The 20,749-nt window shown below is 70.7% G+C and carries 18 protein-coding genes and 1 pseudogene; 11 read left to right on the top strand and 8 right to left on the bottom strand.

The genetic code is table 11. The features are described 5' to 3' along the window. Window positions 1-98 precede the first annotated feature (98 nt). Window positions 99-3,398, top strand: coding sequence for a BTAD domain-containing putative transcriptional regulator (locus AMK16_RS00545; protein WP_073907085.1), 3,300 nt, complete (start codon window positions 99-101; stop codon window positions 3,396-3,398). Window positions 3,399-3,422: 24 nt separating this feature from the next. Continuing rightward, entirely contained in the window at window positions 3,423-3,998 is a 576-nt protein-coding gene (locus tag AMK16_RS00540; protein WP_443333520.1) for a GNAT family N-acetyltransferase, read from the top strand. Between the two features lie 155 nt (window positions 3,999-4,153). Here AMK16_RS00540 and AMK16_RS00535 read toward each other — a convergent pair whose 3' ends face one another. Then, complete coding sequence (locus AMK16_RS00535; protein ID WP_073910048.1) at window positions 4,154-4,702, bottom strand: YciI family protein; 549 nt, start codon at window positions 4,700-4,702, stop codon at window positions 4,154-4,156. A 113-nt stretch (window positions 4,703-4,815) separates the two neighbouring features. Then, on the bottom strand, window positions 4,816-5,541 hold the full coding sequence (locus AMK16_RS00530) for an HD domain-containing protein (RefSeq protein ID WP_079191230.1): 726 nt from the start codon (window positions 5,539-5,541) through the stop codon (window positions 4,816-4,818). 43 nt (window positions 5,542-5,584) lie between these two features. On the opposite strand from AMK16_RS00530, the gene AMK16_RS00525 reads away from it, so the two are divergent. The 5 genes from AMK16_RS00525 (at window position 5,585) to AMK16_RS00505 (ending at window position 9,893) form a co-directional block, all read left to right on the top strand. Beyond that, window positions 5,585-6,556: a GlxA family transcriptional regulator gene (locus tag AMK16_RS00525; RefSeq protein WP_242438492.1), complete on the top strand. Its 972-nt coding sequence runs from the start codon at window positions 5,585-5,587 to the stop codon at window positions 6,554-6,556. A gap of 330 nt (window positions 6,557-6,886) precedes the next feature. Then, window positions 6,887-7,399, top strand: a complete 513-nt coding sequence (locus AMK16_RS00520; RefSeq protein WP_242438491.1) for a hypothetical protein — start codon at window positions 6,887-6,889, stop codon at window positions 7,397-7,399. 375 nt (window positions 7,400-7,774) lie between these two features. Continuing rightward, window positions 7,775-8,761 (top strand): C40 family peptidase, encoded by a 987-nt coding sequence (locus tag AMK16_RS00515; RefSeq protein ID WP_242438490.1) that lies wholly within the window; start codon window positions 7,775-7,777, stop codon window positions 8,759-8,761. 70 nt (window positions 8,762-8,831) lie between these two features. Next, window positions 8,832-9,215 carry a hypothetical protein gene (locus tag AMK16_RS00510; protein ID WP_073907074.1) on the top strand — a complete coding sequence of 128 codons (384 nt, stop codon included), beginning with the start codon at window positions 8,832-8,834 and terminating at the stop codon, window positions 9,213-9,215. Between the two features lie 213 nt (window positions 9,216-9,428). Next, on the top strand, window positions 9,429-9,893 hold the full coding sequence (locus AMK16_RS00505) for a hypothetical protein (RefSeq protein WP_242438489.1): 465 nt from the start codon (window positions 9,429-9,431) through the stop codon (window positions 9,891-9,893). A 545-nt stretch (window positions 9,894-10,438) separates the two neighbouring features. Here the strand turns inward: AMK16_RS00505 and AMK16_RS00495 are convergent. After that, complete coding sequence (locus AMK16_RS00495) at window positions 10,439-11,143, bottom strand: RraA family protein (RefSeq protein ID WP_073907070.1); 705 nt, start codon at window positions 11,141-11,143, stop codon at window positions 10,439-10,441. A gap of 518 nt (window positions 11,144-11,661) precedes the next feature. On the opposite strand from AMK16_RS00495, the gene AMK16_RS00490 reads away from it, so the two are divergent. Further along, a complete protein-coding gene (locus AMK16_RS00490) occupies window positions 11,662-12,225 on the top strand; it encodes a hypothetical protein (protein WP_073907068.1) in 564 nt (187 codons plus the stop codon). A gap of 223 nt (window positions 12,226-12,448) precedes the next feature. On the opposite strand, the gene AMK16_RS00485 is transcribed toward AMK16_RS00490, so the two are convergent. Then, the gene (locus AMK16_RS00485) at window positions 12,449-13,453 is read right to left on the bottom strand and encodes an NADP-dependent oxidoreductase (protein ID WP_073907067.1); all 1,005 of its coding nucleotides are present in this window, start codon (window positions 13,451-13,453) and stop codon (window positions 12,449-12,451) included. Window positions 13,454-13,646: 193 nt separating this feature from the next. On the opposite strand from AMK16_RS00485, the gene AMK16_RS00480 reads away from it, so the two are divergent. Further along, the gene (locus AMK16_RS00480) at window positions 13,647-14,207 is read left to right on the top strand and encodes a TetR family transcriptional regulator (protein WP_073907065.1); all 561 of its coding nucleotides are present in this window, start codon (window positions 13,647-13,649) and stop codon (window positions 14,205-14,207) included. Between the two features lie 165 nt (window positions 14,208-14,372). Here the strand turns inward: AMK16_RS00480 and AMK16_RS00475 are convergent. Further along, window positions 14,373-15,640 (bottom strand): annotated as a pseudogene (locus AMK16_RS00475) (PP2C family protein-serine/threonine phosphatase). A 546-nt stretch (window positions 15,641-16,186) separates the two neighbouring features. Here AMK16_RS00475 and AMK16_RS00470 point away from each other — a divergent pair. Then, window positions 16,187-16,636, top strand: coding sequence for a TspO/MBR family protein (locus AMK16_RS00470; RefSeq protein WP_242438488.1), 450 nt, complete (start codon window positions 16,187-16,189; stop codon window positions 16,634-16,636). A 300-nt stretch (window positions 16,637-16,936) separates the two neighbouring features. Continuing rightward, on the top strand, window positions 16,937-17,248 hold the full coding sequence (locus tag AMK16_RS00465) for a hypothetical protein (protein WP_073907062.1): 312 nt from the start codon (window positions 16,937-16,939) through the stop codon (window positions 17,246-17,248). A gap of 597 nt (window positions 17,249-17,845) precedes the next feature. Here the strand turns inward: AMK16_RS00465 and AMK16_RS00460 are convergent. The 3 genes from AMK16_RS00460 to AMK16_RS00450 form a co-directional block, all read right to left on the bottom strand. Beyond that, window positions 17,846-18,133, bottom strand: coding sequence for a chaplin (locus tag AMK16_RS00460; RefSeq protein WP_073907060.1), 288 nt, complete (start codon window positions 18,131-18,133; stop codon window positions 17,846-17,848). Window positions 18,134-18,364: 231 nt separating this feature from the next. Continuing rightward, window positions 18,365-18,889: a DUF4142 domain-containing protein gene (locus tag AMK16_RS00455; RefSeq protein ID WP_079191229.1), complete on the bottom strand. Its 525-nt coding sequence runs from the start codon at window positions 18,887-18,889 to the stop codon at window positions 18,365-18,367. A 125-nt stretch (window positions 18,890-19,014) separates the two neighbouring features. Beyond that, entirely contained in the window at window positions 19,015-20,478 is a 1,464-nt protein-coding gene (locus AMK16_RS00450; RefSeq protein WP_242438487.1) for a pre-peptidase C-terminal domain-containing protein, read from the bottom strand. Window positions 20,479-20,749 lie beyond the last annotated feature (271 nt).

The raw sequence follows: 20,749 nt of genomic DNA, 5'->3' as shown, positions 1-20,749 counted from the left end.
GACGGGGATCACCCTGCCGGGGCCCTCTGACGGTCCGCTGACGATCTGCGCACGGGGCCCGCACGGCCACTGTCGCCAGGGGAGTTAGCGTGGGTGCCATGCGCTTCGAAGTGTTGGGCCCGCTTCAGGTCCGTACCGACGAGGAGGCCCCGGTCACCATCCGCGAGCCCAAGGTCCGCGCCCTGCTGGCCGACCTGCTGACACACCACGGCCGGCCCGTCCCGACGGACCGCCTCCTCCACGACCTGTGGGGCGAGCAGTTGCCCCGTAATCCGGCCAATTCCCTCCAGACCAAGGTCTCGCAGTTGCGCCGGATGCTGGAGCAGGCCGAACCCGGCGGCCGGGACCTGGTCGTCCACCGGCCGGCCGGCTACCTGCTCCAGGTCGCGGACGAAGCCCTGGACGCCGGCCGCTTCGCCGACCTGACGGCGCGGGCCCGCCGGACCGGAAACCCGCGCGAGCAGGTGTCGCTGCTGTCGGACGCGCTCGCGTTATGGCGCGGGCCGGCCTTCGCCGAATTCCGCGACGAGCCCTTCGCGCGCGCGAGCGCCACGAAGTTGGACGAACAACGACTGACGACAGTGGAGGAACTGGCCGGCGTCCGACTGGAGCTCGGCGAACACCGGCAACTGGCGGATGAGCTGGCCGAACTCGTCCGCCTGCATCCGCTCCGGGACGGGCTGCGGTCCCTGCACATGCGTGCGCTCTACCGCTCGGGCCGCCAAACCGAGGCACTGGAGAGCTACCACCGACTCGCGGAGAGGCTGTCCGAGGAACTGGGACTCGATCCCAGCCGCGAGCTGGCGACCCTCCACCAGGCAATCCTGCGCCAAGACCCGTCCCTGGCGTCCACCGGACCCCCGGCCACCCCTGCCCAGGCGCCCGCAACCTGCTCCTCCGCCGACAGCACAACCATCCCGCCCCGCACGAACCTGCCCGCAGCGGGCCTGACCGACCTGATCGGCAGGCGCCAGGACGTCACCCGAGTACGGGCCCTGCTCACGTCGGGCCGCCTGGTCACCCTCACCGGGCCCGGCGGCGTGGGCAAGACGCGGCTCGCCCTGGAGGCCGCCGCGCTCGCGGCCGATACCTTCCCCGACGGGGTCTGGCTGGTCGAACTGGACCCCGAGCCCGCGGACCCCGACGGCGTGGCCACAACAGCCCACGCCGTGGCCGACACGGTGGCCGACGTCCTGGGTATCCGCGACCGGCCCGGCGACGCGCACGCCGGCCGTACGGCGGAGCGCCTCGCCCGGGCCCTTGGCACCCGGAGCCTGCTGCTCGTCCTGGACAACTGCGAGCACCTGGTCCAGCCCGTCGCGGAACTGGCCGGGCATCTGCTGCGCCACGCGCCCGGCCTGCGCATCCTGGCCACCAGCCAGGAGCCGCTGGCGCTGCCCGGCGAAATGCTGCACGTGGTCGAGCCGCTGCCGGAGTCCGACGCCGTACGGCTCTTCGCCGCGCGAGCCGCAGCGGCCTCCCCGGGATTCGCCCTCGGCCCCGCCAACGCCGACGCTGTGGCACGCCTGTGCGAACGCCTGGACGGGATCCCGCTTGCGCTGGAACTCGCCGCCGCCCGGGTCCGGGCCCTGGGCGTGCACGAGATGACCGAGCGCCTCGACGACCGCTTCCGGCTGCTGAACTCCGGCCTGCGGGGCGCTCCACCCCGCCAGCGCACCCTGCGCGCCGTGATCGACTGGAGCTGGGGGCTGCTGACCGAGCCCGAACGCGCCGTGCTGCGCCGACTGGCCGTCTTCGCCGGAGGATGCACGCTGAGCGCCGCCGAAGAGGTGTGCGCGGCGCCGGACGTGCCGGCCGGCACCGTCCTCGACGTGGTCACCCGCCTGGTCGACCGCTCGCTGGTCACCGTCCTGCACGGCCAGGACGGCCCCAGGTACCGGACACTGGAATCGGTCGCCGCGTACAGCCTCGAACGGCTCGACGAAGCCGGAGAGACCCGGCTCGTCCGCCGACGGCACCTGGACCACTACACGGAGCTGGCCGAGCGCGCCGAGCCCTTGCTGTACGGCCCCGACCAGCGCCACTGGCTGCACCGGCTCGACACCGACAGAGCCAACCTGCGCTGCGCGCTCACCCAGGCGGCCACCGGCGCCGACGACACCGCCGACCTGGCAGTCCGTCTGGTCAACTCCCTCTCCTGGTACTGGTTCCTGCGCGGCCGGCTCGGCGAGGCCCGGCACTCGTTGGCCCTGGCACTGAGCTCCCCCGGCCTCGCCACCTCCGGGGCCCGCAGCAGTGCGCTCGCGCGGCAAGCCGCGTTCGCGCAGCTGGCGGGTGCGAGAAAGGAGAACGAAGAGGACGAGGGAAAGTACGGGGAGGCTGACGCCCGGGCCCGATGGTTCCTCGCTTTCGCTCGATGCGGGTTCGGCGCCGCACCCGGCGAGCGGGACCGGACTGCCGGCCTGCTGGCCGAGTTCCGCGCCCAGGACGACCGTTGGGGCATGGCCGCCACCCAGAGCACCCGCGCCACCGAGGCCCTCTACCGGGGTGACCTCGCCACGCTCAGGAACGACGCCGGGGACAGCGCGGCCCGCTTCGCGCGGATCGGCGACCGATGGGGCCAGCTCCAAGCCGCCGAACAGCTCGGTGTCCTGGCCGAGATCTCGGGCGACTACCAGGAGGCTGCCCGGCTGCACCGCGACGGTGTGCGCGTCGCGGAGGAACTCCAGCTCTGGACGGACGTGTCGTTCCGCCTGTCCAGACTGGGCCGGATCGCGCTGCTCACCGGCGACTTCACCTCCGCTGCGGAGCTGCACGAGCGGGCGCGGCGGCTGGCCGCCGAGCAGGGCCACCGGCCCGCCGAACAGTTCGCGCAGACGGGGCTCGCCCTCGGGGCCCGCAGGACGGGTCAGTTCGAGACGGCCGAATGCCACCTGCAGCCCTGGCTCGAATGGAACCGGCGCCAAGGCGTTGCCAGCGGGGAGGCGCTGATCCTGGCGGAGCTGGGTTTCGTTGCCGAGCAGTGCGGCGATGCCGGGCGCGCGCTGGCCCTCCACCTGGAGGGCCTGGATGCGGCCCGAAGGGCCGGCGACCCCCGGGCGCTCGCGCTCGCCCTGGAGGGCACGGCAGGGGCCCTGGCCCTCGCAGGGTGCCCCACCGACGCAGCCCGTCTCCTCGGTTCGGCCGCGGCCGCCCGCGAGTCGGTCGGCGCCCCGCTGCCTGCGGCGGAACGCGACGACGTCGACCGCGCCACCGTGCGGGCCGGCGAAGTCCTGGGCGGGGAAGCCTTCGCCACCGCTTTCCGACAGGGCCGAAGGCACGGCTCGTACGACGTGCCGCTACCCGACGGCCGGCTCATGACGGTGCAACGCGATCCCGACGGTGAGGCGGGGTCCGTCCCTCGCATCTTCCTGCAGAGGGACAGCAGCTCTGGGTGACCATCTGTGTCTAGGCTGTCGGTCATGAATCCAGCCATGACCAGCGGTGAGACCACCGAGCTCACCATCCTCGACGCCGTGGAGCTGACTTCCGATCCGGAGCTGTATGCCGCCCTGGTGGAGTCGGCCCACCGGATCCTGGCGGCCCTGGTCCGCGGAGGTGCCGCGCTGGGCTGGGTCGAACCCCCCTCGCAAGAAGATGTGGCGGAACTTCTCGACCACGTCGTCTCCGCGGCCCACGCCGGGGACGGGGCCCTGCGCGCCGCGTACCTCGACCGTCGTCTGGTCGGCTTGGGGTACTGGCTCCGCTACGCCCGGCCCACTCACCGGCCGCACGCCGATCTGGAGAAGATCGCGGTGGATGCTGCTGTCCATGGTCGTGGCGTCGGCCGGGCGCTGACCGGCGCCCTGATCGCCGACGCCCGGGACGCGGGCATAGAGGTCCTCACCTTGGACGTACGTGGCGACAACACCCACGCCCTGCACCTCTACCGGTCGCTGGGCTTCACCGAATACGGTCGCCTGCCCGACTTCGTCGCTGTCGGCGCACGCCGCTACGACAAGGTCTTCTCCATGCTGGACTTCCGTCCCCGAAGTTGATCCCGCGCGGTGGCGATGGAGTGTTCCAGGCCGGTCAGCCGGTCAGCCGGTCAGCCGGTCGAGCAGGAGCGGTCTTGGCGCCGTCCGGCGGCGGGAGGTCCGCTTTGTGCGCGTCCGGGGGCAGGGCCGTTCGCCGGACGGTGTGGCGCCGGGTTTCATCTGCGGCCACCGAACTCCCACTCGTGGACCTCGACGGCGGCGTACCCGTCCGGACTCAGCACCGTGCGTGCCATGCCTGCATGGGGAGCCCGCACCAGCGCGGCGGTTCCCAACCAGTCGGCCGCGTCGTCGGACAGCAGCGGCCCGTACGCGATCAGCTCGTCCGGGCCGGGCGGCACGACGAGGTCGAGGGGCGTGCCCGCGCCGAGGCCGAGTACGAGGTAGCGGTTGCCGCCGGAGGAGCCGCCGGGGAAGTCCCACATGCTGCGCCCCAGGAGGTTGCGCCACCGCCGCAGGAGCACGTCCCGGTACACGCCGGCCTGGTAGCCGGGCTCGTCGAAGGCGAACGCGCGCGCGACGGCGGGGTCCGGGAGGTCGACGACGTGGACGCTCCCACTGGGCGTCTCGCCGTCGGCGGCGAAGGTCGGCCCGCGGGCGATCATCGCCTTCTCGTACCCGTCCATGTAGGACCAGTGCTGCTCCAGCAGCTCCATCCGCAGAGGAAGTGACCCGGGGCGGTCGCGGTGAAAGCAGAAGAACTCCATGATCACGGACTCTCCCCGAAAACCCACGGCAGATCAACGTCTGGCTGAGTTGTCGCCCGTCACGGGTTCCCCTCGGGGGCCCGGGGGAGGGGCAGGCCGAGGCCGGTCGCCCGTCAGTGCGGAACTGTCGGCGCAGCGCACATCTCGTCCAGACCGGGGAAGGCGTTGTCCGGCCGGAACTTGCGGTACACGTCGTCGACGAACGACATGGGCGACCACTTCGACGGCTGCTGATCGATCTGGTGGACCACTTCCTCAAGAATCCGCTCACGCAGATCCAGCCAGGGGAACGCCGAGTGCGCGGCGTCGAGCACCGCCCGGTCCAACTCCTCGACGCCGAAACCGAAGACGTCGGCACCGATGCCGAGGTGGGCGAGGGCGACCACCGGTTGCTTGTGGACCGCGATCCCGGAAGAGGTGTGCAGCGCCACCGCGTCCCAGATCAGCTCGGCGGCGGCATCGGACAGACCGTGATCGCGTGCGAAGCGGGCGGCCCGGAAGGCACCGTCCACCTCAAACCGGTTCGGCCCCTGTCCCTCGCCGGTCAGACCGATGTCGTGCAGCACCGTGGCGAGAAAGAGCGTCTCCTCGTCGTAGTCCGTCCCGGCGACGAGATCCTTGGCAGCGGCGATGCTGCGGGCGTAGAAGAAGCTGCGTATGCAGTGGTTGAGCAGGTAGGCGGGCGAATGTTCGGCGGCGAAGGCGACAGCCGCCTCCGCGGCCGGCGTCCGCGGCCACTCACCGATCTCGTCGGGCAGGGTGTCGAGCAAGAGCACGTTCACCGTTTCGGTCACGCCGTGCATGCGTCGCTCTTCTCGGGATTCGCTCGTCGCAGTCATGCGAACACGCTAGGAGGGGATGAGACCTCCGTACGATGGCCATGTGGACAATGACTCCAAGGATCCGGCCAAGGCCAAGGTCACAGTGGTGGTGCAGCCAGGCTTCGTCCCCCTGGATGTCGCCATTCCGCAGCAGGTGTTCGGCCGCTGGCCCGACCAACTCGCCACCTCCACACCCTGCGGCACCCCCTACCAACTGACCCTGGCGGGCCCGCCTTCTACGGAGGGGGCGCTGGTGCCCCAGGGGATCGAACCGCTTGACCGGCTGGACTGCGCCGACACCGTGATCGTCGCCGGGGTGGAAGACCCCACCGCACCTCCGGACGCCGAGCTGGTCGAGCGGCTGCGTGACGCGTACGACCGCGGCAGCCGCATGGTGTCGATCTGCACCGGCGCGTTCGCCCTGGCCGCCGCCGGAATCCTGGACGGTCGCAACGTCACCACCCACTGGCACTGGGCAAAGCTGCTGGGGGACCGCTACCCGTCGGTGACGATCCGTGAGGCAGAGCTCTACGTCGAGGACACCGGCGTCTTCACCTCCGCCGGCATCCTTGCCGGAGCCGACCTGTGCCTCCACCTGCTACGCCTCGACCATGGCCAGGCGACCGCGAACGCGATGGCCCGGTTCCTGGTCAGTCCGCCACACCGTGAAGGGGGACAGGCCCAGTTCATCGAGCCCCTCCCGGAGGGCGGCCGTTCCGAGATCAGCGCCGTGATCACCTGGATCCTGGCGCACCTCGACGAGCCGCTCTCGCTGGAGACGATCAGCCGGCACCACCACATGAGCACGCGGACTCTTCGCCGCAGGTTCCTCACCGCGACCGGCACGAGCGTCATGAACTGGATCGCCGCACAACGCGTCAGCCGCGCCCGCGTCCTCCTCGAAACCACGCGCCTCGGCGTCGACGACATCGCACACCGCTGTGGTTTCGGTTCTGCGGAGTCGCTGCGCGTGCACTTCACGGCGCTGACCAGGACCAGCCCGTCGCGATATCGCCGTACCTTCGCCGGCTGACATCTGGCGTCCCGGCGCGCCCGGCGCGGCACGTCACCGAGGGCCTCCCCGCCCCGCCCACCAGCCGTGCTGCCGTGCTGCCGTGCTGCCGTGTTTGATGCGGCGCCGACGGCAACGCTGTTTGTTTCAGGACAAGTTGTTTACTTTTCGGTATTCACATCTTTTCTTCACACGATCCACAAGTAAGGTGACCCTCGTTCCGTTGCCAGGTTCTAGGGATGGTGTGAATTGAGCAGCATATTTCACCATGTGCGGCGCTCGTGGAGCTCCGCGGCGCTGATGGCCTTCCGAAACAGGGTCGCCGCGATTGCAGGAGCAGTCGCTTTGCTCGTGACCGTCGTCCTTGCCGGCACCGTCGCCGGTACGGCGAGCGCCGCGGCCAGTGAATCGCAGGCCACGGTGGGTGGATGGACCTGCCCCGGAACGCCCGTTCCGGACGGCTACGTCATCAGCGCCTTCGACCGCAACGGCTGTAACGGGGCCGGTTCCTGGCTCCAGGTGCCCGCTCGCGACGGGATCTGGACCTGCGGCGGCTCGCCGATCGTGACCGGGTACGTCATCACCGCCTACGACCGAAATGGCTGCAGCGGCGTCGGCGCCTGGTTCCACCGACTCGCGCGTGACGGCATCTGGACCTGCGCCGGTTCGCCGGTCGTGTCGGGGTACGTGACCACCGGTTACGACCGCAGCGGTTGCAGCGGCATCGGCGCCTGGTTCCACCAGCTCGTCCGCAACGGCATCTGGACCTGCCCCTACTCGCCCATCCCGGCGGGCTACCGCAGCACCACCTATGACGCACGCGGCTGCAACGGCCTCGGTGCGTGGTACACCGTGCGCGCCTGATCCTTCTGGCTCACCGCATCGAGGGCGCCGCTGTCTCAGCGGCGCCCTCGACGCGTCTCGGTGGTGATGAGCGCGACGGCATCCTGCGGGCGGCCTACGGCGGCGCGGGCGGCCCAACAGCTCCCTCTCGGACTCGACGGCGAGGGAAAGAACCCGGCTGGGCGGTGCAGTACGGCACCGCGGTCGGCCGACGTCGCGGCGCGCCGGCGCCACGAACCACCGTGCGCCCTTTTGACGACTGCTCAAAGGTGCTGGTGAGAGGGGGTTTCCCGGGGGTTTCCCGTTTCCCGTCTTGGTGGTCGACCCGCGCTTCCTCGACAGGCAGGGGTGGCGGGGCACAGTCTCGTAGTGCCCGGCGGACGGACGGACGGACGGATGGACGGACGTACGGACGTACGGACGGTCGGACGGTCGGTCCGTGCTCCGTACGACGGGCACGCCGGTGCACACCACGACGAGCACGACGACCCGCGGGACACCGCGTGGGGGACGGGGGAACAGGACATGGCGATGGGGAGAAAGGTGGCGGCCGCCGCGGTGGCGGCGGTGACCGTCCTGGCCGCCTGGGGAGGGACTTTCGGCGCCCCGGCGGCCGCAGCACCGGCGCCGAAGGCGGCGGGGTCGTGCGGCGTGCTCACCCCGGGAGCCTCCGTGGTGGCGCAGGGCGCCGTTCGGGCCGCATGCGAGCAGATCGGCACCTGGTACACCTGGGGCGGCGGCCACGGGCCGCAGCCGGGGCCGACGTACGGTCAGGTCGACCCGAGCGACCCGGACAGCGCGCACGACCCGGAGCGGCTGGGCTTCGACTGCTCGGGACTGGTCCGGTACGCCTACGCCCGCGCGGCCGGCGGCGACCCGCTGCCCGGCAACGCGTACCACCAGTTCCACTCGCCGCAGGTGCAGCAGCGTTTCACGGCTGCCGAGGGGACGGCGCCGTTGCTGCCGGGGGACCTGCTGGCCTGGGGGTCGGGAGGTTCCGTCCACCACATCGCGATCTACCTGGGCGCGGGCAAGATGGTCGAGGCCCGGGAATCGGGCACCCGGATCACCGTCAGCGACGTACGGCTGGGCGGGGACTACGCGGGAGCGGTCCGCATCGCCGCGGCGGCGGCTCCCGGCACGTTCAGTACCTGGGGCACCGATGTGTGGACCCACGAGGAGCCGTCCACCACGAGCCCGCGGGTGCACCGGTTCCCCGGCCCGACCACGGTGCGCGTCGAGTGCCAGAAGCACGCCGAACCGGTGACGGCGGAGGGCTACACCAACGACGCCTGGTCCTACCTGCCCGAGTACGGGGCGTGGATCACCAACATCTACATCAGGGGCGCCGCCTGGCTGGACGGCGTACGCACCTGCCCCTGAGTACCGCCCGCACCACCGACCACACACACCCGTGAACCGGCTCCCGAGGGAGCCCTATCGAGGAGAAGACATGTCCGCACGCAAGAAGATCACCCTGGGTCTCGCCGCGGTCGCACTGGCGGCCGGCATGACCACCGTGACCGGACCCGCCCAGGCGACGCCCGCCACCGGGAAGAGCGCGGCCGCCGAATGCGGCGTCCGCGCCGACGGCAAGCTGTGGTGTGGCAACCGGGTCGGCGCCAAGGGCTACGAGCACCGCCGGTACAACTCCGCGGTACGGGGGCCGCTGAACACGAGCCCCAGCTGGTTCCAGTGCTGGGGCCGCGGTGACCAGCACGCCGGCGGCAACAACGTCTGGTACTGGACCCAGCTGGACAACGGCCAGTGGGGCAACGTCGCGGCCGTGGACGTCCACACGTCGGTCGACCCCGCGCCGGGCCTGCGCGAGTGCTGACGCTCTGAAGGCCGCCGCCTCCCCGCCAGGAGGCGGCGGCCCGGAGGTGGCGGACCGAGAGGGATGGGCGCCGCGGGACGGCGGGCTCGGCCGGTTGACACGAACCGGTGGAGATTTCGTGAAACGTCGGGCGCGCGGACCATGAGGGGCGGAGCGTACCAAGCACGACCTGGACGAACCGGGTCGACGGCATCGGACCACCAGGAGATGCGGATGAAGCGGTTGAAGAAGCGGTTGCGAACGCCACATCTGCTGGGCGTCGGCGTCATGACGCTGCTGCTCGGCCTGGTGGTCTCCCCGACCGCCCAGGCGGCCCCGGCCGCCGCGCAGTGCACCGGCAGCTGGGACGGCATCACGTACTGGGCCAAGAGTCCCGCGGGACGCAACGGGGGCGGCTACGCACGCACCTACTGGAACAGCTCGACCAAACAGAACTGCGTGAAGTTCTGGTCCAGCCCCTATGACGGCCTCGCCTCACACATCACCCTGGCGGTCTTCGACGAGAGCGGCGACTACGCCGTCGACCCGCCGAAGGAGCATCCAGCCAACTACCACTACTTCGCCGGGCCGCTGTACACCTGGTTCGACTCGACGGGGCAATGCATCACCGTGAGCGGTTCCCTGGTCCGGGGCGGAGTGACCTACCGCCTCAACACCGGGCCGATCCGGTGCGGCTGATCCGCAAGGAGGCCGGTGCCCATCGTTCCGGGGGCCGAGCGCGGCTCTGTGCGCGAGATGCAGCCGTCTGACGGTCGGCGGACGGGCGACTGACGGGCCGCCGCCCGCCGCTAGGCTTTCGCGGGACGCCCAAGCTCTGCACCTCCCCACAGGGGGACTGGGTGCCGGAGGGGCGGGGTGTCTCCTTGGACCAAGGAGACGGAAGTGGACGGGGGATGGCGGACGTGGACTACCTGCTGATCATCGGGATAGCCGGCATTGTGGTACTCGTCGCGGCGGTCCGCGGCGCAGGCAAACCGTCGGCGAAGCGCGGCCGCTCCCGCTGGAGCGACGGCGGAGGCGGATACGGCTGCGGGGGCGATTCGTCCTGTGGGGGCGGCTCCTCATGCGGTGGCGGTGGCGGCGACTGACCCGCGGGACCGCTGTCGGGGAGGGGCCGCGGTGCCCGTCCGGCAAACGGCCCGGGCGTCAGCAGCCCCTGCGCGTCGTCGTGGCCGGCGCCCGTCGCCGGCTTCTTCGGGGTCGGGGGGCGAGGAGTGCCCCTTTCACTCCTCGACGGCTCCGCCGACGGACCGCAGGTGCGCACGGAAGCTCACGCCGTCCCGTTCGCGGGCGGTGAGGTAGCCGTCGAAGCGGATCTGGTCGCGGAGGCTGGTGCCAAGACGCATCCGGGCGGCCTGATGGCGTTCGATGTCGCGGATCGAGGTGGCCGTTTCGGCGATCTCGGCGGCACGGTCGAGCGGGAGGAAGAGCACACCGTCGTCGTCACCGAGCACGAAGTCCTCACCGGTGATGGTCGGCCCGCCGAACTGCGCGGCGGTGAGCGCGTCGGGCCCCTGAGGGTCGAGGCGCCGGGGGCCGACGGGGAGGGCCCCTTGGCTGAAGACGGGCAGCCCGATGCTGCGCAGCTCGCGACTGTCACGATGCAGGCCCCAGATCACGATGCCGCCGAGTCCGGCGCGTTCGGCTTCGAGGGCGATGAGGTCCCCGACGCACGCTTCGTCCTGCCGTCCCGCGTTGTCGACCACCAGGATGTCGCCGGGCGCGGCCTGCTGGACGGCTTCGAGAAAGACGTCCACGCTCCCGTAGTGGCGTGCGGGCCGGGCCCGGCCGACGACGTGCGCGTCCTGCCGGAGCGGGCGGACGGCCGGGGGCGCTTGTCTGACAGGGAGGCCCAGACGCATGAGCGCGTCGGCGACATGCGCAGTCGTGAGGTCCTGGTAGGTGAGCCGGAGCTTGAGCGCGTCCATCAGTCTCGTCTCCTCGGGGTCCCGCAGCACGACGCTGTGGGTTCGTCTTCGGGACGAGTATCGCCATCCCCGGCGGCCGCCGGTAGGCCGCACCGTGTCACCCGCACCGCCTGCCGCGCCCCCCGGCGGGACGGGACCGATTTCGGCCCCGCCGAGGGGGCGGGCGCAGGCGTCCTGCCGTCGGTTCGTCCAGCTCACGGTGGCCTGACCCTGACGGACATCGACGCCCGCCTGTGCGTACTCGGCGCGATGCACGCGCTGTGCGGCGAGGTGGAGGTGGTCTGAACTGCGATGACCTGGCCGGCCCGGCCATGCGCCGCGCAGCCGACCGACTCCGTCAGTCAGCGAAGCGCGATCGGCCGGGAAGCGCGATGGGCCATCAGGAAGGGCCCCTGTACGGCTCCAGCATGTTCGGCTTTCCTTGACGAAGACGGCAGTGAGGGGGAACGGTGGACTATTCGTTACCGCGGGAGTCACGGGAGTCGCGGGAGGTAGCCAGGCGCCGTACACGCGCACTTGTGGCTGTCGCCCTCCCGCTGCTCATCACAGGAGTGCTGCTCGCCTTCCTGCTGCTCGCCGCCCATGGACCCGGCGGACGGTGGTGGACCGTCGCGGGAATGCTCGCTGCCTTCGGCCTGTTGGGCTTCACCTTCCTCAACCGGCATCTGCGCTTCCTGCCTGCGGCTCTCCTGCTGTGGGCACTCGGAACAACGGTGGCGTCCTTCGACGGCTGGGTGCTGGAGAGCAGGGGGCTCGACATCACCTGCACCGTGCTGAAGAAGGATTCACGGATCGAGACTTCCACTTCCACGGATTCCAGCGGTCACACCACCACGAATTCGACCACCTACTACGACTACCGTCTTGACTGCCCCGGCGGCCGGCCCGCGGCCATGACATCGACGACCGATGCCGGCAGCGTGGACCGGCCACTTCAGGTGGTGTACGACCCTGCGGGCCGCATTGATCCGGAGCCGGCGCGCGGCAATGGTGCAACGACCGCGTGGGTCCCCGGCAGTCTGATAGCGGCGGCAGTGGTCGTAGGCGCCGGTCGTGAGCTGTTCGTTCGCAAGCGGTGGTAGGTCGGCTTCGGTGACGGCAGTCCGGCACGGAGAGGACGTTGCCGTAGCGGTGTTCGCCGACGACAGCGTCCACGTCGGGCAGACGGCCGTGTTCGGTGCACCCCGGCGAGCGGCGGAGCGCAGGGCGTGGGTGTTGCCGCCCATGGGGCGTTCGACCGTCCCGTGGCATGTTCGGAACCGCCCGCATCTCCTTGCTGCCGACGCAGGCCTTCCGGGCGGCGTGTCACGGCATGGTGAGGACGACCTTCCCGGCCTTCGCGTGCCCCTTCCCGACGTAGTCCAAAGCTTCCGGGCCTGACTCGAACGGGAAGACGCGGTCGACGACGGGGCGGATCCGCCCGGCGTCGACGAGCGCGCTGATCTCCCGGAGCTGGTCCCCGCTCGCCCTCATGAACAGGAACTCGTACGTCACGTGACGCCGGCGGGCGCGGCGTCGGGTGCGGAAGCTGAGCGCGGCCATCGCCGCTCGGAGGACCGGGCTCGCTCCCAGCTCCCTGGCGAAGGCGGCGTCGGGAGGCCCGGCGATGCCGATGGCCTTCCCGCCGGGCCTCAGCACCTCAAGGGACTTGTCGAGGTTTTCGCCGCCGAGCGGGTCAAGGACCACGTCGTAGTCGTGCAGGACCGTCTCGAACGCCTGCTTCTCGTAGTCCACGACGACATCCGCGCCCAGGTTCTTCAACAGGCCGACGTTGGCCGTGCTGGTGGTCGTTGCCACGAGGGCGCCCAGGTGCTTCGCCAGCTGGACGGCGATGGTGCCGACGCCGCCGGAGCCCGCGTGGATGAGGACCTTGTGGCCCGGCTGCACGTGTGCCCGCTCGACCAGGGCCTGCCACGAGGTCAGGGCGACCAGGGGAAGGGACGCGGCCTCTTCCATGGTCAGGCTGATCGGTTTGAGCGCCACATCGTCCTGGTGCACCGCGATGAGTTCGGCGAACGTGCCGATCCGGCCCTTGTCGGGACGCGCGTACACCTCGTCGCCCACCGCGAACCGTGTCACGGCCGCACCGGCCCGGATCACCGTCCCGGCCAGGTCGTTGCCCAGGATGAACGGGACCCGGTACGGCAGGATCGCCTTGAACTCCCCGTCGCGGATCTTGAGGTCGAGGGGGTTGACGCTCGCCGCGTGGATCCGGACCAGGACGTCATTCGCGCCCACCTGCGGTTGCGGCACTTCCGTGGCGCGCACGCCGGCCTCGTCGCCGTAGCGCTCTACCACGAGGGCCCTCATCGTCGTCTCCGGCCTCCGCGCGGGCTGCGGACTCACGCCGCGTCCGGCGCCAGGGCCAGGCCCTGCTTGACGAGCCGGCTGACGTCGTCGGCGAGGATCTCGGGCAGGCCCTGCTCGATCCCGTCCAGGGCCTGGGCGGCGACGTCTGGAGTCTAGGATAGATGGCATACGACATCCAAATGGGAGGTGCCCGATGGGTCGCGTGACACAGGCGCAGGCGCAAGAGAACCGGCAGCGGGTCGTGGAGATCGCCTCCCGGCTGTTCCGCGAGCAGGGCACCCACGTCAGCGTCGCCGACCTCATGAAGGCCGCCGGCCTGACCCACGGCGGCTTCTACAAGCAGTTCGCCTCCAAGGGGGCCCTTGTCGACGAGGCCACGGCTCACGCCTTCGGCGCACTGGCCCAGCTCCACGCCGCGGGCCTCGAGCGGCACGACGGACAGCGCGAGGCCGCGCAGCGGGAATTGATCGAGACCTACCTCTCCGTCGAGCACCGCGACAACGCGGGGGACGGCTGCCCCGTCGCCGGGCTCGCCGCCGACATGGGGCGCGCGGGTGACCACCAGGAGGCTCACCGCGTCTACGCCGAGGGCGTGCGTACCTTCGCCGACGCGCTCGCCACCGAGGACCAGGAGGGCATCATCCGGCTGTGCACCATGCTCGGAGCCCTCGTCCTGGCCCGCGCCACCAAGGACTCCCCGTTCTCGGAGGAGATCCTCACCACCGCACGCGCAGCCCTGACGGCAAGCGGCTGATCGGATGGGCCCTCGCCCTGCCCGCTCTCCTGCCGCCCCGACCCGCCCGTCGCGCGCTCCGCCAGGCCGGGGGAGGGGCGCTGCGATCTCCGGGAACGGGTAGTGCAGCGAGATGCGTGTCGGACTCCGCGGCGACGGCCAGCGTGCGACCGGCGAGCACCTGGGTCACGGCTGCCGCCTCGCGCGGCCGGCCGATGCCTGCTGGGTGTCCGCACCGGAACTGACGTGCCGTTGGGTCTGCTGGGGGCCGTGCCAGTGCAGGCACATGACGGTGGCGTCGTCTTTGAGTCGGCCGCCGGCGGCGTGCCGGACTGCGGAGGTCAGGGTGAGCGCGGCCTCCCGCGGGTGAAGGTCCCGGGTGTGTTCCAGCAGGGCCGGCAGGTCGACCCCTTCTCCGTGGCGTTCGAGCATGCCGTCGGTCAGCATGAGCCGACGGTCACCGGGGCGCAGGTCGATGTCCTGCACGCGGTAGGGGTGCGGGGCGGGCACGGGCAGCCCGAAGGGGTGGTCCACCTCACAGGTGATCGTCTCCACGGCCCCTTCGCGCATGCGCAGTGGCCAGGGGTGACCGGCGTTCACGAGCTGGGCCCGTCCGCTGTGAAGCTGGATGCGCAGCAGCTGGCCGGTGCGTGGCCGTGACCGTGGTCGGCCAGTGACTGATCGGCCCGGTGTGCCTGCTCCGCCAGGCCGGCTCCTGCGCGGCGGGCGCCGCGCAGGGCGGCCACCAGGACCGTGGCCGTCAGGGCGGAGTCGATGTCGTGGCCCATGGGATCGGTCACCGACAGGTGCAGGACGTCGCGGTCCAGGGTGTAGTCGAAGGTGTCGCCGCTGAGGTTTGCGGAGGGCTCCAGGTTCCCGCACAGTGTGAACTGTGCGGCCTCGCACGACAATGACAGGGGCAGCAGCTGGTATTGGATCTCTGCCGCCAAGGTCGGCGGGATGGAGCGTTTGCCCCAGGTGTAGAGGTCGGTGAAACGCCCGTTGGCGATCACGATGTAGGCCAGGACGTGGGCGGCTTCCCCGACCGCGTGAAGGACGTCCTGGGTGGGGGCGGCCGGCAGGAGCAGTTCCAGCAGTCCGATCGCATCCCCTCGGTTGGTGACCGGCGCGATCACGCGCTGTCCCTGGCCCGCCGCCTCCTGGTACAGCCGCTGCGTACGGATCACGTCCTCGTAGACGCTGCCGGCCATGGGGATCCGCTCAGCTTCCCGCCCGCCCTCCGCAGCGCCGGCTGTGTACAGTCGCGCCACCGCTTTCCCCGTCAGATCCACGATGAGGAAAGAAACCTTCCTGGCGTCGAAACGCCGCCACAGATCTTCCGCGATCACATCGACGGCTTCGACGGGCGCCGCCGTCTCCGCCGCCGTCAGGAGCCGGGGAAGTTCGCTCTGCACACCATCCACGATCACGGCCCCTTCCACCGGCCCCTCCATCAGCTTGGGAACCTCCACGGTGTGCGTCAAGCCGTGGCCCCGTCACGCGACGTGACGAGGGGCGGCTGTGCGTGCGCAGTCGGGCACGGTGTCCGCCCGCCGTCGTGGTCGGCAGGGCTCCTCTGGTGCGAAGCCGGCCGAGGGCTTCTGCGGCCGTAGCCCCCCGCCGCATCCGCCCCGCCGAGGGAGGGACACTCCGAGCCCAGACGCCTGCCGATCCCATCGTTTCGACGCGCCCGTGCCCCCGTCTCGTGAGACACCGTGCAGCAGGAGGAGAAGGACGGGCGCCGGATGCCGGCGCCGGATGCCGGTGCTCACCCGGCCGGTCCGAGGCCCGGGTACTGCTCCGGGGTCGCCGCGGCGCCCTGCCCGGTGGCGTCACGTCAGCCCGAGATCGTCTGTCCGGATGGCTTCGTCCGGACCTGCGTCCGGCGTGAACGGGTCGGGTACGGGAAGACGCCCGGCATGCGACTCATCAGCGAAACGCGTCCGGGGGGTGCCGCCTCGGGCGGGGCACCTCCGGCGGCCGGATGGCGGTCCTATGCCGTGTGCGCCCTCGCCGTCGTTGCGGCAGCCGGGGAGGGCTCCGTTGCCGTCGATGCGGACAGCTCGTGGTACCGGGGGCTGAGCAAGCCCGCGTGGCAGCCGCCGGGCTGGGCGTTCGGCGCGGTGTGGACCCCCCTGTACGCGGGGATCGCCTGGTCGGGCGGTCGTGCGTGGAACGCCGCCCCGCCCGGCCGCCGGGGCGCCCTGGCCGGGAGTCTGGCGGCCAACCTGGCCCTGAACGCAGGGTGGAACTGGCTGTTCTTCCAGGCCCGCAGCCCCGCCGCGGGCCTGGCCGGCACCCTGGTTCTGGACGCCAGCAACGCCGAGTTGATCCGGCGTACTGCCCGCTTTGACGGGAAGGCCGCGGCAGCCCTGGTGCCGTACGCGGTGTGGTGCGGCTTCGCGACCGCCCTGAATGCCTCGCTCGCGCGCCGTAACCGCGCCCGCTGACCCGCGGCCCGGCCGCGGTCGCGGTCGGCGGAAGCGGCAAGCCAGGCGGAAGCGGCAGGTCAGGCGGAAGCCGGTGCCGATTCAGCGGGCCGGCGAGGTCGCGGCGTCCGGCCGCCACCACGGCCTGACGCCGAGGGCAAGGGCGGGGGGCACTGCAGCCCCGAATGCCCGATTTATTCATTTATATGACGTTTACTCTTCTGCTGTGGGGTAGTCGTCCCTACGGGACAGCGTCGATCTTGGCGTGATCCCGCCCGTGGAGCGCACCGGGTGCTCCGCACGATGGATTGGACACCTGCCATGACCACTGCGAACCCCGCCGGCACCCCCGCGGGTCGCCGGACCGCAGGCACCGACGTTTCCGGACACGGAACACGCCGCCTGTCGACCGAGACGAAGTCGGCCCTGAAGACGACGGAGTTCTTCGCCTACATCGCCTGCGTGATCGCAGTCCTGATCGCTTCCATGCTGGTGGGCACCGAAGAGGGACACCTCGACTACTTCCGCGCCGACCGGGCCTGGCTGTACATCGTGATCCTCACCGTCGGCTACATGATCAGCCGCGGGCTGGCCAAGGCCGGCAGCCGAGACCATTACGACGACGACTCCTGACGGGACGGCGGCCGCAAGGGACTGCTTCACCGTCCCAGGGCCTGACTGCGCCACCGTCCTGTGCGGAAGCCGGCGGTCGGCAAACGAATGATCCCGGGCCTGCTGCGGTCTTCGCCCACTCGCCCATGGGAAACGTGGAAACGTCCTTCGGTGAGGCGAATGGGGCCGCTCTCCCCGCCCCGGAGCCGGCGACGTGACGGCAAGCTCGGGGGCGGGGCGCGGTGAGCCACAGCCGCCCTTGCCGGGAGACCAGGCCGTACGAGAAAACACCCGAAGTCCTTCGCTCGGGCACCCACCACGCCGACGGAGCACCGCCCACCACTCATATGCCCGTTCCTGCCGCCCAGTCGGCCGGCGGTGTCTCGCTGCCCGCCGCAGCCCCGGCGGGCACGCCCAGCCGCCGCGCAAGTGCGGTGAGACCGCAATCCGGGCCGGTGGTTACAGCGTCTGCCTCGTCGCGCCCAGCGGCAGTCCGGCCTCCCCGAAGGTGGGGAGGCCGGACTGTTCAAGGAGCGTGCCCTGCGGCTGGTTCACAGGAGGGTGTGATGCGCCGGCACGGGCACTGTGGTGGCTGCTTGCAGGTCAGCCGGGTGTTGCTCAGTACTCGCCGTGGTGGTCGGCCTTGTGGTGGCCGCCGTTGTCACCGCTGGCGTTGATGCAGGTGTTGCCGAAGGCCGGGTTGAGGAGGCCGACGACGTTGATGGTGTTGCCGCAGACGTTGACCGGGACGTGGACGGGCACCTGGACGACGTTGCCGGAAAGGACACCGGGGGAGCCGATGGCAGCGCCTTCGGCCGTGGCATCCGCGGCGGCCATGCCGGCGCCGCCCGCGAGGACGGCAGCGGTTGCGGCGGTAACGGCTACGGCCTTTGCGATACGGGACATGGAAATCTCCTTGGGGAGGGGGCCTGCCGCAGGGATTGCGGCATGAGGTCCCCGTCCAACAGCACGAACACGGGACCGGTTACGGAGATTGGGCCGAAGCGGTGACCTTCGGTCACCTCCTCGGCCCTGGCGGCAGGGCAGGCCAGTCGTACCCGGCCCGTAGCGGGAGATTCGCCCGGGTGGCCGCGCCGGACGGCACGAAGTCAGGCAGTGGGGGATGGGCCCGGAACCTTACGTGGTGGTGTGACAGGTTCCGCCGCGGACCATGTCGAGGTGCATGGCAACCACCGGGCGGGCTTCCTTCGCCGCCGTGACGGTCTCGGCGTCCTTGCCCTGGCTGATCTGCTGGTCGATCAGCATGAGCGTCTTGATGTGACCGGCCTCCTGGGCCACCAGCCACGCCTTGTCGTAGGCGGCGCTGCCGGCCTTGGACCGGACGTCGGCCAGCGTGGCCTGCTGTTCACGCGTCGGGGTCTTCGGCAGGGAGACGTCGCTCTTCTCCGCCAGTTGGGACAGTTCCGCGTCCAGCTTGGTGTGGTCGCGCACCAGAGCGGCACCGACCTCCTTCACGCAGGTCGTCTTCGCGTTCGTCTGGGTGTCGTGACCGGCTGCGATCTCCGCGAGATTGCTCTGGTGGGCCATCTGCACGAAGCGGGCGTCGGCACTGTCCGGAGCCGGAGCGGCAGCAACCGCTGACACCCCAGAACAGCCCAGCGAAGCCGTGAACACCGCAATGGCCAGCACTCTTGCACGCATGATGTCCTCCTGGACCGCGGGCGGCCCGGGCGGACCGGCAAGACCGCGGCACCCGGCGCCTTTCCATCCGGACCTGGAACAAACACGCACATTCCCGAGGGGGCGGGGTGGGGCGGGGCCCAATGTCAGCTGCGCGCGAGTGTGCAGCTGTAGCGGTTGGTGCCGGAGCCCTCGTAGGCCTCCAGTTCGATGTAGTAGGTGCCAGTGCCAGTGCCAGTGCCAGTGCCAGTGCCAGTGCCCGCTCCGGTTCCGGTGAAGGACAAGGACTCGTCCGTGCCCGGTCCATTGTTCACGGAACGGTCGATCGTGCCGCCGGTCGAATCGAGCAGGTAGAGGTCGGCGTCGTAGGCGCCGGGGATGTCGCAGCGGATGCCGATCTCCTGCCCCGCGGTGAAGGAGACGCGGTAGTAGTCCCGGTCCGTGGTGGATTTCATGCTGCCGGTCAGTGTGACGGGCAGGCTGGTGGTGATGGTGGCGTCGTCGGCGGAGGAGCGGGTGTCGTTGTTCTCCGTCTCCGCGAGGGTGGTGCCAGACGCCGGTCCGCAGTCGGTGGGGGGCGTGCCGGAGTACAGGTTGGCGTCGGGGATGCCCGCCGTGACGCTGCGCAGGTAGTAGCCGCAGGTGGGGCGGTTCTTGAAGTCGTAGGTCTGCCCGGCGCCCAGGCGCCAGATCTTGTAGTCGGAGAAGGTCAGCGGCTTGCCGGATATCGCCTGTTCGGGCTGGTGGTCGCCGAGTACGACGTAGGCCTCCTTGCCGTAGAGGGTGGCCCTCCCGTTCTTGTCGAGGAGGAGTGAGCTGCCTTCCTCGACCCCGACTCCCCAGGCTTTGCCACCGGTGGTGCGGCCGTCCTTCACCGCCCGTGCGATGAAGGCCATGGTGCGGCCCATGCGGTCGCGGGTGGTGAAGTGGGAGTCGTTGATGACGCCGGCGTAGTTCGGCCATTCGAACATGCCGGTGGTGAAGGTGAGGGAGCTGTCGTAGGGGTTGGCGAGGGCTTCGGGGCTGGTGACGCTGCCCTTGCAGGCGTCGTAGACGACGGGGCTGTTGATGTGGTGGCCGGCGCTGCCTCCGCCCGATCCGCCGCCCTTGGCGACGACCGACTCGACCGAGGCCTCCAGGGCCGTGCCCTTCCAGGCCGCGTAGCGGCATTGGTCCCCGCCCGCGAAGTACACGAACTCGGCGTTGCGGATGTCGGTGTTGACCTGGCTGTTGTTGCCGTCCGCCGCTGCGGGGAGGGTCCAGCTCGTACACGAGTTGACGCCGGAGAGGGTCATGACGGTGTCGCACTCGGGAGTGGCGCTGCCCGAGGTGGGAGCGGATCCGGCGATGACGGTGACATCGAGGTTGCCCGTTCCGCCGCGGATGGCGTCGATGGCGGCGGTCATGGACGCGGGCAGGACTTTGCCGTCGCCGTTCATGGTGAAGGCGGGTCCCTGCCAGCTGGTTCGGGCGGCGTCGGTGGTGCTTCCGAGGCGGACGCGGCTCGCGGTGGCCTCGGCCGGGTGCGCCGCGCCGAGTGTGCCGACGAGCGTGAGGAGGACGACGGCGGCGCACGCCGCCGGCGTCGGTTGGGGGAGCCGAATGCCCATGGGATCTCCGGTGGGGGGCCTGCGCTGGGGCAGGGGTTGGCAACAGTGCTGATGAGGACCTGGCGGGGGCACTTGCCAGCGGCTGTCTGGGTGGTAGCGGAACTTACAAGCTGGTTCCCGTGTACGGAAGATGTATGACGATATTCGGGCCAACGGTCATGTGACCCGTGTACAACCACTGGTCGGAGAGGTGTGAGCGGTGCGGTGGGCCTTCCCCGGGGCCCGGATCCTGGCCGTAACGTGAACGTAACGCGCGATACATCTGGCAAAT

The sequence above is a fragment of the Streptomyces sp. CB00455 genome (assembly GCF_001905445.1).
Lineage (GTDB): Bacteria > Actinomycetota > Actinomycetes > Streptomycetales > Streptomycetaceae > Streptomyces.
Note: the sequence above shows the minus strand (reverse complement) of the source record. Positions and strands in the feature narration are given on the sequence as shown.